Here is a 14,525-nt window from a genome sequence, read left to right as displayed (position 1 = left end):
CCAGAAAATCTGGCGCCGCCCTCCTCAAAGCAACGCCAGATTTTTAACTGAGCTAATGCGCCTGTTCGATGATCTCCGCAAAACGTTCCTGAATATCATCGACCGTCATGTCAGGATTAGAAAAGAATTCCGCCGAAAGGCTTTCGATCTGCCCCTGCGTATCGGGCGCGCGCAACTGTTCAACCGATGGGACGATATTGTCCGGATTCTTCAGAATATCAATGCCTGCGCGCATGCAACTCGAAGCCGCATCGAGGTCAATGTCGCCACGAATCGGCAATGATCCCTTTGCGAGATTGAAAGCGACCTGCGTATCCTTGGCAACGAGCATGCTTGCCAGTTTGAGTTGAGCCTTAGTGACTTCTGGATCCTTATTCTTGGGGAAGTATATCGCATCGCCCCCCGTATCGAGGTATTGGTGGACGCCGAGTCCCGGCAAGCAGTCATAGTCCTTTCCCGCGACCTTACCAGCGGTGCCAAACTCGCCTTGCGCCCAATCCCCCATGATCTGCGTCCCGGCACGGCCCGTCAGAACCATATTGGTGGCTTCGTTCCATGAACGGCCGACATAACCGGGATCAGCCAGCGCGCGCGCCTCAGATAGCGCCTCGAAAACCTTCTTCATTTCAGGACCACGCGCTGCTTCGGCGTCCTTGTCCTTGTTGACTTTGAGGTAGAGGTCCTTACCACCAATAGCCGTCGTCAACACCGTCAGCATGCCGTTTACTTGCCACCCATCGCCGGTAGCCAGCGGCACGATGTTCTTTTCCTTGAGCTTTGGTCCCGCAGCAACGAGATCGTTCCAGTTTTTGGGTGGTTCCGCGCCAACATCTCGAAAGGCTTGCGGGTTGATCCACATCCATTCCCAAGAATGAATGTTCAATGGCACACAATAAAGACGCCCTTGATAGGTACAGGATTCAAGCAGGCTCTTCGGGCGTATAAAATCGGCCCATCCCTCCTTTTCAGCGAGTTCAGTAAGATCGGTCATCAAGCCGCCCTGAACCAGCTCTTCCGCCTGCCGTCCGTGATTGAGCTGGGTAGCGCCCATCGGATTACCGCCCAAAATACGGCTGATGATGACGGGACGCGCCGTAGAGCCACTACCGGCAATGGCGCCATCGACCCACTTATCGCCACCGAGCGCATTGAATTTTTCAGCCAAAACCTTAACGGCGGCCGCTTCGCCGCCCGAAGTCCACCAATGCGTCACTTCAAGATCTGCCGCCGAGGCCGACCCGGTGATTACACAGCACACCGATGCGACCATAGCCGCGAACTTTAATCGATACATTTCATCTCCTCCCAAATCTGAAACGTTACAGGTATCGTATTGAAAACAGCCTGATATGCAAGCGTTTAATTTGGATCGAATTCTAAGCTCAGGGATTTACAAGCTATTAGGGGGTTTCTTCCCGTTTTCTTCGCCGAAAGACCGTCAAGGAATCACTATAATAAAGAGGACATTCAACAAATTGATAAAATATCTGTAACGATACAGATTCTGATGTGTCTCGCTTGCGCATAATATCCTATTATCTAAATGGCTTTGACACAGGAGAACGCATCGCATTTTTCAATTCATTAAGATCGCTTTGCTACCTCAACCAGGACTACCGGCGGCATTCCGAGATCTACAACCTTGTACGGGCTATCGTTCACAATCGGCGTGGCTTTTGCCAAATTTCCACACGCCAGGTAACTGTTACTATTTCGAGCGCCCTTCTTCGCGCCTCTGGCTCAAATGGCCTCATTTCTCGCGCCAAAAATCGGCCGGTTGCAGGCGCACCGAGTTCACTCCTTGATTGGCACTTTCGGTAAACGCCTATGTGTTGCTGCACTCAGTGCTGCATGTTCATAAATCCCGGTCATGAGATCAAGCGTTCTAGTCGCTTCTTCAAGCCCATGGTGGAGATTGTGAATCGAACCAATGGCGTTCGAAAGAAGTGACCTACGCACTTCCGCGTATCGGTCGGTCACCTCTTTGCCTTTTTCCGTCACAGTGTAACTAACACCGGAGCGCCCGCTTCCAGTCTTCTCGACAAGCCCGGCGCCGATCAACTTTCGCAGGCTATATTGCATGTTAGGGATGTCTTCCCTATTCGAAAGCCGTGCCAAATCCTTAATAGATTTAGGTCGCTCATTCATACGGATAATATGGAGCATTGCATTTTCCGGGCCGCTTGCCGCCAATTCGATCACGGAGCCCAGACATTCAGCTTGCCATCGCCCAAAAGCCTCGAAGGCGCGCATTAACGCAAATTCCATCTCGGCGACATTAATCTCCAAAGGAGTGCAAGCAAGATGCCAGCTTTTGTCGATTCCATGTCTTTCGCTATCGCCGCTTTTTCTGTTTTTGCTCATGAACCACGCTCCGATACCTCGCATGTTATGGTGATAGCATGATTAGCGATTGACAAGCTTGAAGTTTCAAATAGACTTTCTATCATAATTTATAACGAAAATAGGGGAATATAACCATGACAGAGAACACTATGTTCGCCGGCGAACAGTTTTTGCTTGGCACGTTCGCATCCAACTGTTCGGGCGGGATGTCGGTGACAAAAGTGCCGGAGCGGTGGAAAAACACCTGGGAAAACAATCTCAAGCTTGCCCGCCTTCTGGACGATGCTGGCATCGATTTCATGCTGCCGATTGCACGCTGGATCGGCTACGGTGGCGATACAAACTTCCATGGCGACGTGCTGGAAACGATGACATGGGCTGCAGGCCTGCTTGCCAGCACAGAAAACATCAACGTTTTCGCGACCATTCACACGGCCGCCAATCATCCAGCCGTCGTGGCAAAGCAGATCGCCACAATCGATCAGATCAGCAACGGCCGTATTGGCCTCAATATCGTTGCAGGCTGGAACCAGCCAGAATACGAAGCGCTAGGTCTCAATTTGCCAGCGGATCACGAAAGTCGCTACGCTTACGCTGACGAATGGTTCGATATCGTAAAAGTCCTTTGGCAAAAGACAGATGCCTTCGACTATGTCGGCAAATTCTTCGATTTGAAAAGCATTTTGGGCGCGCCCCGTCCGTCACGCCAAGTGCCGATACTGAATGCTGCGGGCTCCGGTCAGGGGCGCGATTTTGCTCTGAGGAATGCTGATTTTCTGTTTACGCCTGCCATAGATCTGGATCGCTCCAGGTCCGAAATTGCAGAACTGAAATCGAAAGGTTCCGACATAGGGCGCAATGTCGGTGTATTGACATTCTCTCACGTTGTATGTCGGCCGACGGAGAAAGAGGCCACTGAATATCTGCAACATTTCGGCAAAGACAATGCCGATTGGGTTGCTGTGGACAATCTTGTGAAGCTGCAATTTGCCCACGCCCATTCGTTCCCCCACGACCTACTGGCGCTGATCCGCGACCGGATGGCGGCTGGGCATGGCGGTTTCCCACTGATTGGCACACCCCAACAGGTGGCAGACGGACTAATATCGCTGCAAAAGGCCGGATTCTCCGGTACGACGCTCTCCTTCGTAGATTACGCGGAGGAATTTCCCTATTTCCGCGACACTGTGCTGCCATTACTCGAGCAGGCGGGCATTCGCAAACCCACCCCCAAGTCACGTCAAACTGCAGGGCTGGAAGCATAGGCGTTTTGACGCTCACGTGTTCAATCTTACTTTTTAAGATTGCCAGTCAAGAAATTACTCCCCAGACTCACTCCTCACAAGGCCGCCGCCGGAAGCGGAGCTAAGCGCGGTCGTTCTGAAAGAAGGTTCTCTTGCTTTGCTGGAACCTTCTGTTTTATATGCCGACACCTTGCGGTTTTCCTTCCGACGTGGTTCGCGCTCCCCCTCCTTCTGGCGGGCCCCAACACCCCGCCAGCATCTGGATCAGGGACACAAGAGCAACATGCCTGCCAAGCAAATACTCTTCATTCCGTCGATGCTCAGACGTAGTAAGTGCCTGCGACTGAATCGTCGGATCGATCTTTTTGGGCTTTGCAGCGTCATCCACCGGGCTCTCTCTTCGATTAGGCTCCATGCTGGTCGTTGCGCTCGCTCAAGGCATCAGCCCACCACACGAGATCATCGATCATGCTGATGGCCGTGATGTTGAGATAATCAAAATCACCAATCCGCTTTTCGCTATTGGCGATCGCGAGATATTGCTCCATGCCAATGTGCACGGCGGTGCGCAACGGTGCGAGTTGAAGCTCACAGCAAATTAGTCGCAACTGTTCGATCGCGCGTGCCGCACCCACCCCGCCATAGCCGATGAACGCCGCCGGCTTGCGGTTGAATTCCCGATAAGCGTGGTCGAGCGCGTTCTTCAGAACGCCAGGGATGCTGCGATTGTACTCCGCGGTAATGAAGATGAAGCCATCTTTCTCGTCGACTTTGCTCGCCCATTGGCGCGCGGCCTGATTGTCAGGAGCTGCGTAGGCTGGTGACGTGACCTCATCGAAAAAAGGCATGGGGTAGTCTCTGAGATCAATGATTTCTGCCGCGATCTCTTCTCGCTGTGCGAGATGACCCATGATCCACTGTGCGGGTTTATCGGCAAAACGGTTCTGCCGGGTCGTGCTGATGACGACCCCGATGCGGAGCTTCTTCACGGTTATTGTTCCTTTCTGACTTGAGAGGTCTCAGCGCCAAACGGTTCGCCGATTAGACACGTATCCAACGGCAATGATGACGGCCACCACTGCTGCGCCCAGCGCTGTTCCGAGAAAGACACTTCCCGCCAGACGCTCCGCGATTCCCGCGCTGACCGGCGCCAGAAACTGCCCGAGGAACAGACTGGCCGCGACCCCGCCCGCGAAGCGCCCATGTTTGGGGGCGGGCGTGGCGGTCAGAACGAGACCATTGACGGTAGGAAGTAGAATGCCTGTCGAACATCCGGCGATGGCCATCCCGCCTAGCGCCGACGCATAGGAGCCGGAGAGGACGAATGTCTGTCCGATGGCGATCATCGCAAATGCGATTGCGACCATCATGGGCGGCGACATCCGTTGGCGGAGACGACTATAGAAGGTTGCGGCAAGTCCACTAGCAAACGTGCACAGCGACAGCGCATAGCCGGTCAACGTGGGGTCGGTGACGCCATGCGCCCGCAGATGGAATGGCAACTGCACCGGGATGACATAAAACAGGATCATGCCGAGGAATGCCGCGCAATAGGCGAAGGCGACGTGCCCCCAGCGGGTCGGTTCCAATGTTTTGCAAGTGTTGACGCTCGCCACCAGGACACCGCGCGGGATGCAAGCGAGCATCACCGGGATCAGCAGAATGGAGAGAAGGTAGGTCGCAAAAGGAAGGCGCCAGTCATAGGCCGCCAGCAGGCCGCCCAGTAACAGGAATGCCATCCCACCGAATGAGGCTGCTGCGCCTTGTAGTCCGATGACACGCCGACGTCGTTCGTCTTCGTAGAGCGCACCAATCAGCGTGAGAGCGCCTGTGCTCATTCCCGCGATTGCGAAACCAAGAACTGCACGTGAGATCAGGAGTGTGAATAATGTGGGGGCGTAAAGCCCGGCAGAGCCCGCAATGGCCAAAAGGAGTGCGGAGGCAATCAACACCCTGCCGGCTCCGACCCGGTCGGCCATCGTTCCAACGATCGTTGCAGACAAGGCGATGATCAGCGCTGGCAATGTGAGCGCGATCTTAACCAGAAACCGGGCGTTCGGTGTGCCCGCGAACGCATGCGCCATGCCAGGAAGCGCTGGGGTTATGGCAGTCGCTGCCATGGCGGTCAGGCAACTCGCGCCAAGCACCGCGATGAGCGCGCCATTGTCGCTCGTCGTGTCGGCGTGTTTCGCCTCTTGAATGCCTGTGATCGAACGCAACATGGGTGCCATTTCTTGTTTCTTTGAACATCCTCCTAGGCTACCTTTAGAGACAGTGGCCCGGTAGACAGCTAAAATGGATTAACTGTCTCCATTTATGGACAGTGACGATGCCGGATATCAGACTGAACGATCTCTTCTTCTTTGTGCAGGTGGTGGACAATCGCGGCTTCGCCGCTGCCTCACGGGCGTTGGGCATCCCCAAATCCACCCTCAGCAAGCGCGTTGCCGAACTGGAAAAGGATCTGGGGGTTCGCCTCATCCAGCGCACGACGCGTCATTTTGGCGTAACCGAGGCCGGTGAAGATTTTTATCGACACGCTGCGGCGGCGCTTTTGGAAGCAGAGGCTGCGGAAGACGTCGTGAAACGACGCCTGGGCGAGCCGCGTGGGCTGGTCCGTATTTCGGCCTCAATGGCAACCATACAGATAGCGCTGGCTGACCTGCTGCCCGAATTGGCAAGGCTATACCCCAAAATCCAGATCGGGTTGGTCGCTACCAGCCGCTACGTCGATCTGGTTCAGGAAGGGTTTGATCTGGCGATACGCGCCCACCGCGAGCCATTGCCGGATTCGGGGTATATCCAGCATCGGCTTGGCTATGCGCCCAACTATCTGGTTGCGTCTCCAACCTATCTCAATGTGAATGGCAGCCCGGATCAACCAGAAGAACTCACCGCGCATTTCGGGATTGTTCCTGAAAGCAATGGTGCAGTCGTCAAATGGCCGCTGCGCAACGACAAAGGTGACGTTAAGCTCGTGCAGCCAGTGCCGAAGCTGCTTACGGACGACCCGTTCATGATCGTGAATGCGGCGTTGGCAGGAATGGCGATTGCCAATCTTCCACGCGGATTGGCGCGCCCACACATCGAGAGTGGACACCTAGTGCGGCTATTCCCGTCATGGGAAATGGAAGGCGCGACGACGACCTTACTCATGCCGCATCGTCGCGGGCAGTTACCGTCCGTCAGAGCTGTAGTGGATTTTCTGGCGGCGGGGATGGTGCAGCATATGTCGCTTCAATGATTGAAATACGTACTAGCCCACCGCGCACCTATACGGTAGTCAATAAGATACCTTGGGGCGAGAATTCATGTCACCGCATTCTCCAAAAATGACTCCAGTTTTGCAGTGAGCTTTTGACAGTTCCGATCTGAATTTCAGTAATTTCCAGCTTTGTTTATGATTTTAAGTCAAGAACTTGAAGAGTTGCATCGAAAAAACTCGCCAGTTCCGCAGTCTTCTTCAGATTTGCCAGTCAGAATCTGTCGATCACGGTTAGAGCCTCTTCGCGCGAACAAAACATTGGCGGGTCCGTCGGCCCACGCTAAACAATAGATTTTTATATGATGAGTGGTAAGTGCAGCGCTTTCGTAAACTTTTGCATCCGCTCAATTCAGCACAACTGGTGGCCCGACTTCATTACCGCAGTCGCCTTCGATCTTAGGCACTCTTATCGCCATCTCTTGCTGTTACATGTCACTATGATCCGATGCCAATGGTTTAATAGAGCGATGGCCCATATTCTCATAAAGCGGAACGCATTGGCCATCGCACATGCAGCGACTAACGTGCTCCTCGCACGAAGCTCTCACCAAGTGCTTGTGGCAAGCTTGCCTTGCGGCCAGCGATCAACAACACCAACATCACCATCACAAACGGCAACATCTGGATCACGTCTGTCGGCACATTGACGCCAGCAACCTGTAGCGCCGTGGCCAGCGACAGGCTGACACCGAACAGCAATGCGCCGCCCAATACCCACAGCGGTCTGCCGCGCGCCAGCATGGCAAGAACAATGGCGATGAAGCCATTGCCATGGCTCATGAACGGAATGAACACGCCCGCAACTGCGACCGACATGAAAGCACCGCCGAGACCGGCCAATGCGCCCGTTATCAGCACGGCAATGCTTCGCGTGCGGACGACGTCCACCCCCGTTGCGTCGAGCGCTGCGGGTTTGTCCCCTGCCGCCTGCAATGCCGTGCCAAGATGCGTCATACGATAGATCCAAGCGAAAACCGCTACCAGAACAACCGCCACATAGACAACCGGATTATGGTTGAACAGGATTGGCCCCAGCACGGGAATTTCGGACAAAGGCCAGATGGGCCATTTCGGAGCACCATCCAGACGTGGATAAGTCTGCGAAAACTGCACGAAATGCAGAAGAGCGGTCAGGCCTTGCACCGCCAGCGTCAGAGCAATACCGATGACGATCTGATTGAGGCCGAGCCGCACGCAAAACAGCACCATGAAGGATGCGATGAACGCGCCCGCAGCGATGCCGCCGACAAAGCCCAGCCCCATGCTGCCGGTGGTCCATGCCACCAGAAAACCGGCATAGGCACCGGCTAGCATCATGCCTTCGAGACCGATATTCAGCACGCCTGCCTTTTCCGACAATTGCTCGCCGAGACCGGCCAGCAAAAGTGGTGTACCCGCAGCGATTGCGCCGAGGAACAGAGTGATGATGAAACTTTCCGTAAAAAGCGCCATGTTTTCTCCTCCTCAGACCTTCGCCCGGTAACGGCGGTTCTTGTCAAAATATTCCGCTAGCGCCAGTGTGATCAGCAACAACGCCACGATGACGAGCGAGAAGAAGCTTGGGACACCAAGCCGACGCGCTGCGCTTTCCCCACCGATTGTGAGGGCGGAAAACAGGAAGACATAGGCGATGGAGCCGAAGCCGTTGAGCCGTGCGAGGAAAACCAGCGGCACCACCGTTAAGCTATAGGCCGGATTCCAGTCCGCGCGGACATTGCCTTGCGTGCCCAGAATATCCACGGCACCAGACAGCCCGGCAAGACCTGCCGAAATGGCAAAGACGGCGATGGTCAGTTTCGGAACCGACAAACCAGCATGAACAGCGGCGCGTGGATTGGCCCCGACCAGTCGCAATTTCATACCGAACGACGTTTTTGTCATCATCAAATGCATGACTATGATAACGACGAGGCCGATGATCAGGCCCGATGAAATGGTCGTATCGAACAGTTTCGGCAAGCGCGCATCCACCGGAAGCGTGCGCGTTTGCGGAGTCGTGGTCGCTGGATCGAGAAAAGCGAGCTTCACCAGCACATTGGCCAACGAAACACCAAGGAAGCTCATCATCAAAGTGGTGATGATTTCATTGATCCCATGCCACGCCTTCAGCATGGCAGGCAACAGGCCCCAGACCGCCCCGACCGCCAGACCGATTACCAGACCGACGGCGAGGTTGAGCCAGATCGGCAATCCAGCCGTGTGCAAAAGCGGTGTGGTAGCCGCGACAATCACCGCAGCGAGCAGAAACTGCCCGTCGCCGCCGAGGTTCCAGATGCCAGCGCGGAAGGCAACAATCAGGCTTGCCGCGATCAGCAGAAACGGCCCCATACGGGTCAGCGTTGCCGATAGACCGGACGGCGATAAAATCCCCCGCTCGACCACATAGGCATAATAACTTAGCGGATTGACGCCCATGGCGAGCAGGATCAGCCCACCCAGAACAAGGGCCGCGACCAGCGGTCCAACGCTGACGGCAAGGATTCTGCCCCACGCGGAAAAAGGCGGACGTGTCATCTGTCCAGCCATCCCAGCCGTGCCGGCTTGCTGATCGCTCATTCTTCTTCTCCGGTACTCATCAGACGGCCGATGGCATCGCGCGCGCCTGCTCCATTTTGGACCGTGCCCAGCACTCTGCCCTGCTCGATCACGGCTATTCTGTCGGCGAGCTCCAGAAGCTCGTCCAGATCGGTGGAAATCAGCAACACGGCCTTGCCAGCATCTGCAGCATCGCGAATACGCTGGCGCGTGGCCCGAATGTTTTTCACGTCGAGCCCATAGGTCGGCTTTGCAAAAATCACCGCTTCGGCTGCGCCCGTCAGTTCGCGCGCCAGCAGAACCTTCTGGATATTGCCCCCCGACAAGGTGCCGACCGGCGTCTGGACATCCGGCGTGCGGATATCGAAATTGCGAACATGTTCGGTAGCCTGGGCGCGGATCTGTTGCGGTTTTTCCAGCCCTTTGCGCCAGAACGGCGCAGCACCAATGTCCTTCAGCAGAAAATTGGTGGCGACGGCAAAAGCCCCCACCGTTCCCTCGCCGAGACGATCGTCCGTCACGTAACGCAACCCAGCCGTGCGGCGTTCGCCAACCGAAAGCGCGCCGATTTCAGTTCCGTGCAAGCGAACGCTTCCAACAGAAGGCGCTTGGCCCGCAAGCGCTTCCGCGAGTTCTTTCTGGCCGTTGCCATCGATCCCGGCAATCCCCAGCACTTCCCTTGCGCGGATTGTCAGCGAAACGTCGCGAACCGGAATGCGCCCTGCGCTGGAGTTAAGCTTTTCGACCGTCAGAACCGTCGCGCCCAGATCGCGACTGACACGCGGCGCGGTTTCACCGTCGCCCGTTGCGGCATTTCCGAACATCAGCCGAATTATATTGGCTGTGTTTTCTGCATCGGTATGGGATTTCAGCTCTTCCGGCGCGATAGCGCCAGCGTTCTTGCCGAGGCGCAACACGGAAATCCGGTCGCCATAGGCAAGCGCCTCATTGAGCTTGTGGGTGATGAATATGACCGCCAGCCCTTGCGCTACAAGCCGCCGCATCAGCTGCCCCAGCGACACAGCTTCATTGGGCGTCAGCATGGCTGTCGCTTCGTCGAGGATCAGGCATCGGCTGCCGCGCATTAAGGCACGCAGAATTTCCACCTGCTGGCGTTCGCCGAGCGACAGGCTGGAGACCAGCGCAAACGGATCGACCCGCAGCCCTACTCGGTTCGCCGTTTCGTTGATCCGCCGCGCAACCCCGCTGCGATCCGGTTTCCGCCACCACGCGCCACCAAGCGTAAAATTGTCGACGACCGTCAAACTCGGCACCAGCATGGAATGCTGAAACACTGTGCCGATCCCTAACGACAAGGCATGGCGGGGCGATGTGATGTTGACCTTTGCGCCATCCACCTCGATCCAGCCATCATCGGGCTGCTGTAGCCCTGACAGCATGCCGACAAGTGTGGACTTGCCCGCGCCGTTTTCGCCCAGGAGAACATGAACCTCTCCCGGCCAGATATCTGTACTGACATTATTATTGGCGACGACGCCCGGAAAGCGCTTGGTTATGCCGCGCAGAGTGACAAAGGGCATGCCCGAAGAACTGACCGGAGAATTTATTGCGTGTGATGAAAGAGGGACTGCTTTTTCTGTTGTCGCCTGCATCAAACTGTCCTTCATGGAAGTCCGTCTCGTCGCGACCGGATGGATCACGACAATGCCCGGAAGCAACGAGACGGGTATTCGAGCGCCGTGCGTCCTTGCGAACGCACAAAATTCGCTCTCACTGCTTTATCCATGCATCGCGCTTTTCAGAAATCGAACCCGATTTCTGTGCCGATGCCTGAGCAAGCCGGTTACTTGGAAGCGACCGTTTTCACCAACGCATGCACGCTGTCGGCATCGAACTTCGGCTCAACCTTGATCTCGCCGGAGACAACCTTGGCCTGAAGATCTTCGATCTCCTTCCACACATTGTCCGGGATGTTCTTGGTCTTCAGAAGACGCAGGCTGCCATCATCCAGTTTGATATTATAGTTATAGCTGCCATATTTGCCGTCCTTCAGGTCCTGAATCATCGCCGCATAAACGGGTTTCAGGTCCCAGATCACGGAAGACAGAAGGTAGCCCTTGTCGATCGGGCTCTTGTCGCCGATGACGTCGATGAAATAGGCCTTGCCGCCATCCGTGGCAGGCGTGGTTTCAACGGCCTGCAACATGCCGAAGCTGGAACCGTTGCCCTGTCCAAAGATAACGTCAGCGCCTGAAGCGATAACTGTTTCCGTCACGCGCTTGCCGCCTGCGGCATCCGCATAGGCAGCTGGTCCAATGACGGCATAACGAACTTCAACCGCCGGATTTTCGGCCTTCACGCCCTGCGCAAAAGCAACCGACATATTGTTCCACGATGGCGGCTCACCCGAAACGACGATACCGACGACCCTGGTGCGGCTGACCTTGGCGGCGAGGCGACCGGCGAGATAAGCACCATCGCTACCAGCAGCCGTGTAATCGGCCACCTTGCCCGCAGAAAGCTTGTCGGGGCTGTCGACAATCGCGACGGGAACCTTCATTTCCTCGCCGATTTCCGGCGCGGCCGTGTTGTAGCCGGAAGCATGCGCGATCAGCAGACCGGCGCCATCTTCGGCAAGCTCGCGCAGCGTTGGGCGCACGTCGCCATAACCGAGATTTTCTGCAACCACGACCTTCACACCGGCAGCTTCGCCAGCGGCCTTGGCAGCGGCCACGCCCTGTTGGTTCCAGCCCATGTCGGTTCCCATTTCCGGGGCCAGAATAGCAATTGATTTGATATCTTCCGCCAATGCAGTACTGGCCATACAGCCGCTTACTGCAAGAGCAAGCACAGCTTTACTTAATGTACTTAATCCCATTTTCTTCATTTTGTCGTTCCCTATTGTAGAATTTTGTTGACTATTTCTTACTCTCCGGTTGAATCTTAAGTACAAACGGGAGCAAAGTTTGAAAATGCGAATTCACCTTACCTTTCTTGCTACAGCACTTCTTGAATTAAACACCGCGCAAGCCGCAATCAGCGGCCAATCGCTCGACATTACCGTCGAAAACAGTGGAAAGACTTCACTGGCATGCTCGGCTGCTTTCGCGCACTGGTTTTCCGCCGATCTTGGCGAAGTTGCACCCGGCGCGAGCCGTTCATTCAGCTTTGGTGTCGATGTGAAGACGGGCAATGTCTTCCAGTTGAACTCGGTCGGCGACAAGATGGCCGTGCAGCGCATCTGGTGCGGGCACAAGGGAGATGACTGGGCAACACGCGCCGAAATCCCGATGGAGCGGCGTGCAGGCGTAACGCCGGAACCGGTGCACGTGCGCTGCGAGGCAGGCGTCAAGGCAACCCGATGCGCCGCCCCATAGCGGCGCTCGAACAAGCCCTGGATTGGGCGAATTGCCAATCTGTTACAGCCTCGCATCTGACCCCTCCATTTGGAACGAAGCCGGTCCGAAACGCAGATCACCGAAAGATCTCTGCTGCGCATGAACCTCACCCCGATTGACAGTGCGAGAATACGATAGCATGATCATACCGTAATACAATATTGAAAATCGACTAGCGGTGAATTTGCAGAAAATCCTTGCATCCATTTGGATATAAAGGGAAATTTCAAAACGCCCGCAGATCAGCATTGATAAGAGAGAGAAAATGCGCACAGCAATTGTTACCGGAGCGAGCCGCGGACTGGGGAAAGCCTTCGCTATCGGACTGGCAAAAGACGGGTTCGCCCTTGGTCTTTGTGCCCGTGATGCGGCAGCGCTGGAAGAGACTGCGGAGGCTGCACGCGCCGCTGGCGCGCCGGAAGTCGTCACCATTGCCGCCGATCTTTCGCAGCCCGGTGCCGCTGAAAAAGTTGTCGCCAATACGCTTGCCGCCACCGGACGGATCGATGCGCTGATCAACAATGCAGGCGCGACCAAACGCGGCGATTTCCTGTCACTCAGCGACGATGATTTTCTGGAAGGTTTTGCGCTCAAATTTCACGCCACCGTGCGCTTCTGTCGGGCCGCGTGGCCCGCTCTTGTCGAGAGCAAAGGCAGCATTGTGAATATATCGGGTGTCGGCGCGCATACGCCCGAGCCGGACTTCACCATTGGCGGCTCGGTCAACTCGGCCTTGATCAACTTTACAAAAGCGATTTCAAAGCGCGCCCAAGGCACCGGCATGCGGATCAATACGCTCTGCCCCGGTCATATCGTGACCGATCGGCTGCTGCGTCGTATTGAAGTGCTGGCGAAAGAACGGAATATTTCTCAGGATGCAGCCCGCGATGCGCTGCGGGAAGCGCAAGGCATCCAGCGCTATGGCGAAGCGGAAGAAGTTGCCAACGTTGTGCGTTTTCTGTGCAGCCCCGCGGCTGCCTATGTCCATGGCACGGTCATCAATGTCGACGGTGGCGCGACGCCGGGAATATGACCCCAGCGTCAAGCTTCCAGTTTAAGAAGCGCTAGCCTCTTCGGCAAGCCGCTCGCGCAGAATGGCGATTGCGACTTTGCCTGCGTTCATGACGTGATAAGCTGCCGCCTTGCGGGCTTCCTTGCCGCGTCTGGCTGCCAGATGGCCAACCACTTCTTCCAGCTCGGTGAGGCTTTCGCGCGTTCTGCCCGGCGCGCCGAGCGACGTTGCGCGGAGAACCATGACGCGGGCGTTCAGCGACGACAGCGTATGCCCCAGCGCTTCATTATGCGCACCGTAGATCAGGCAGTCATAGAAAGCGTTTTTGGCTGTCAGCCGCTCCAGAGGATCGGTGATCTTATCGCTGTTCTTCAACACTTCGAACGCCGCCTTCAAAGCTGCAATGTCATCATCGGTCGCATTTTGGGCGAACAGCTCGCAGGCAAGACCTTCCAGTTCGACACGAACCTGATAGATGCCCTCGGCCTGTTCGGGCTTCAGCCGCGCGACGATGGGGCCGCGATGCGGCACCACTTCCACGAGACCTTCACTCTCCAATTGCCGTAGCGCTTCGCGCACAGCCGTGCGGCTCACGCCGGTCATTTCGCACAAATCACGTTCCGTGATGCGCTGTCCGGCGGTGAAATACCCTATCGCGATAGAGTTACGGATACTTTCCGTAACGCTGTGACGGACAGGTGCGGCGGCCTTTATTACTTTGAAATCAATAGGTGGGTTTTTTCCGTTCATCAATATCGCCATAA

General features: G+C 55.9%; 13 protein-coding genes. 4 read left to right on the top strand and 9 right to left on the bottom strand.

The genetic code is table 11. The features are described 5' to 3' along the window. Window positions 1-52: 52 nt before the first annotated feature. Together JAU75_RS13135 and JAU75_RS13130 are read right to left on the bottom strand one after the other, a co-directional pair. A complete protein-coding gene (locus JAU75_RS13135; protein ID WP_199056949.1) occupies window positions 53-1,294 on the bottom strand; it encodes an ABC transporter substrate-binding protein in 1,242 nt (413 codons plus the stop codon). A 500-nt stretch (window positions 1,295-1,794) separates the two neighbouring features. Next, the gene (locus JAU75_RS13130) at window positions 1,795-2,364 is read right to left on the bottom strand and encodes a winged helix DNA-binding protein (RefSeq protein WP_199056948.1); all 570 of its coding nucleotides are present in this window, start codon (window positions 2,362-2,364) and stop codon (window positions 1,795-1,797) included. A 116-nt stretch (window positions 2,365-2,480) separates the two neighbouring features. Here JAU75_RS13130 and JAU75_RS13125 point away from each other — a divergent pair, with 116 nt between their 5' ends. Beyond that, window positions 2,481-3,611 (top strand): LLM class flavin-dependent oxidoreductase, encoded by a 1,131-nt coding sequence (locus JAU75_RS13125; RefSeq protein ID WP_199056947.1) that lies wholly within the window; start codon window positions 2,481-2,483, stop codon window positions 3,609-3,611. 383 nt (window positions 3,612-3,994) lie between these two features. Here JAU75_RS13125 and JAU75_RS13120 read toward each other — a convergent pair whose 3' ends face one another. Further along, window positions 3,995-4,579, bottom strand: a complete 585-nt coding sequence (locus JAU75_RS13120) for an NADPH-dependent FMN reductase (protein WP_199056946.1) — start codon at window positions 4,577-4,579, stop codon at window positions 3,995-3,997. A gap of 30 nt (window positions 4,580-4,609) precedes the next feature. Beyond that, window positions 4,610-5,821 (bottom strand): MFS transporter, encoded by a 1,212-nt coding sequence (locus JAU75_RS13115; protein WP_199056945.1) that lies wholly within the window; start codon window positions 5,819-5,821, stop codon window positions 4,610-4,612. A gap of 98 nt (window positions 5,822-5,919) precedes the next feature. On the opposite strand from JAU75_RS13115, the gene JAU75_RS13110 reads away from it, so the two are divergent. After that, complete coding sequence (locus JAU75_RS13110; RefSeq protein ID WP_199056944.1) at window positions 5,920-6,834, top strand: LysR substrate-binding domain-containing protein; 915 nt, start codon at window positions 5,920-5,922, stop codon at window positions 6,832-6,834. A 540-nt stretch (window positions 6,835-7,374) separates the two neighbouring features. On the opposite strand, the gene JAU75_RS13105 is transcribed toward JAU75_RS13110, so the two are convergent. The 4 genes from JAU75_RS13105 to JAU75_RS13090 form a co-directional block, all read right to left on the bottom strand. Then, on the bottom strand, window positions 7,375-8,307 hold the full coding sequence (locus tag JAU75_RS13105; RefSeq protein WP_199056943.1) for an ABC transporter permease: 933 nt from the start codon (window positions 8,305-8,307) through the stop codon (window positions 7,375-7,377). 12 nt (window positions 8,308-8,319) lie between these two features. Beyond that, window positions 8,320-9,411 carry an ABC transporter permease gene (locus JAU75_RS13100; RefSeq protein ID WP_199056942.1) on the bottom strand — a complete coding sequence of 364 codons (1,092 nt, stop codon included), beginning with the start codon at window positions 9,409-9,411 and terminating at the stop codon, window positions 8,320-8,322. Then, on the bottom strand, window positions 9,408-10,931 hold the full coding sequence (locus JAU75_RS13095; RefSeq protein WP_199056941.1) for an ABC transporter ATP-binding protein: 1,524 nt from the start codon (window positions 10,929-10,931) through the stop codon (window positions 9,408-9,410). The genes JAU75_RS13100 and JAU75_RS13095 overlap by 4 nt, the downstream gene beginning before the upstream one ends. Window positions 10,932-11,194: 263 nt before the next feature. Next, window positions 11,195-12,175, bottom strand: a complete 981-nt coding sequence (locus tag JAU75_RS13090; protein WP_247880476.1) for a BMP family protein — start codon at window positions 12,173-12,175, stop codon at window positions 11,195-11,197. Window positions 12,176-12,323: 148 nt separating this feature from the next. On the opposite strand from JAU75_RS13090, the gene JAU75_RS13085 reads away from it, so the two are divergent. Both JAU75_RS13085 and JAU75_RS13080 read left to right on the top strand, forming a co-directional pair. Further along, on the top strand, window positions 12,324-12,728 hold the full coding sequence (locus JAU75_RS13085; protein ID WP_199056940.1) for a hypothetical protein: 405 nt from the start codon (window positions 12,324-12,326) through the stop codon (window positions 12,726-12,728). A 286-nt stretch (window positions 12,729-13,014) separates the two neighbouring features. Further along, on the top strand, window positions 13,015-13,782 hold the full coding sequence (locus tag JAU75_RS13080) for an SDR family oxidoreductase (protein ID WP_199056939.1): 768 nt from the start codon (window positions 13,015-13,017) through the stop codon (window positions 13,780-13,782). 21 nt (window positions 13,783-13,803) lie between these two features. On the opposite strand, the gene JAU75_RS13075 is transcribed toward JAU75_RS13080, so the two are convergent. Then, on the bottom strand, window positions 13,804-14,511 hold the full coding sequence (locus JAU75_RS13075) for a GntR family transcriptional regulator (RefSeq protein WP_199056938.1): 708 nt from the start codon (window positions 14,509-14,511) through the stop codon (window positions 13,804-13,806). Window positions 14,512-14,525: the final 14 nt, after the last annotated feature.

The sequence above is a fragment of the Ochrobactrum sp. Q0168 genome, assembly GCF_016427605.1.
Classification (GTDB): domain Bacteria; phylum Pseudomonadota; class Alphaproteobacteria; order Rhizobiales; family Rhizobiaceae; genus Brucella.
Note: the sequence above shows the minus strand (reverse complement) of the source record. Positions and strands in the feature narration are given on the sequence as shown.

What these genes read in the sequence shown, in the direction of transcription:
- JAU75_RS13110 (WP_199056944.1), top strand. Translation starts at nt 5,920, where the DNA reads ATGCCGGATATCAGACTGAACGATCTCTTCTTCTTTGTGCAGGTGGTG.
- JAU75_RS13075 (WP_199056938.1), bottom strand. Translation starts at nt 14,511, where the DNA reads ATGAACGGAAAAAACCCACCTATTGATTTCAAAGTAATAAAGGCCGCC.
- JAU75_RS13085 (WP_199056940.1), top strand. Translation starts at nt 12,324, where the DNA reads ATGCGAATTCACCTTACCTTTCTTGCTACAGCACTTCTTGAATTAAAC.
- JAU75_RS13100 (WP_199056942.1), bottom strand. Translation starts at nt 9,411, where the DNA reads ATGAGCGATCAGCAAGCCGGCACGGCTGGGATGGCTGGACAGATGACA.
- JAU75_RS13115 (WP_199056945.1), bottom strand. Translation starts at nt 5,821, where the DNA reads ATGGCACCCATGTTGCGTTCGATCACAGGCATTCAAGAGGCGAAACAC.
- JAU75_RS13125 (WP_199056947.1), top strand. Translation starts at nt 2,481, where the DNA reads ATGACAGAGAACACTATGTTCGCCGGCGAACAGTTTTTGCTTGGCACG.
- JAU75_RS13130 (WP_199056948.1), bottom strand. Translation starts at nt 2,364, where the DNA reads ATGAGCAAAAACAGAAAAAGCGGCGATAGCGAAAGACATGGAATCGAC.
- JAU75_RS13080 (WP_199056939.1), top strand. Translation starts at nt 13,015, where the DNA reads ATGCGCACAGCAATTGTTACCGGAGCGAGCCGCGGACTGGGGAAAGCC.
- JAU75_RS13105 (WP_199056943.1), bottom strand. Translation starts at nt 8,307, where the DNA reads ATGGCGCTTTTTACGGAAAGTTTCATCATCACTCTGTTCCTCGGCGCA.
- JAU75_RS13090 (WP_247880476.1), bottom strand. Translation starts at nt 12,175, where the DNA reads ATGGCCAGTACTGCATTGGCGGAAGATATCAAATCAATTGCTATTCTG.
- JAU75_RS13095 (WP_199056941.1), bottom strand. Translation starts at nt 10,931, where the DNA reads ATGCCCTTTGTCACTCTGCGCGGCATAACCAAGCGCTTTCCGGGCGTC.
- JAU75_RS13135 (WP_199056949.1), bottom strand. Translation starts at nt 1,294, where the DNA reads ATGTATCGATTAAAGTTCGCGGCTATGGTCGCATCGGTGTGCTGTGTA.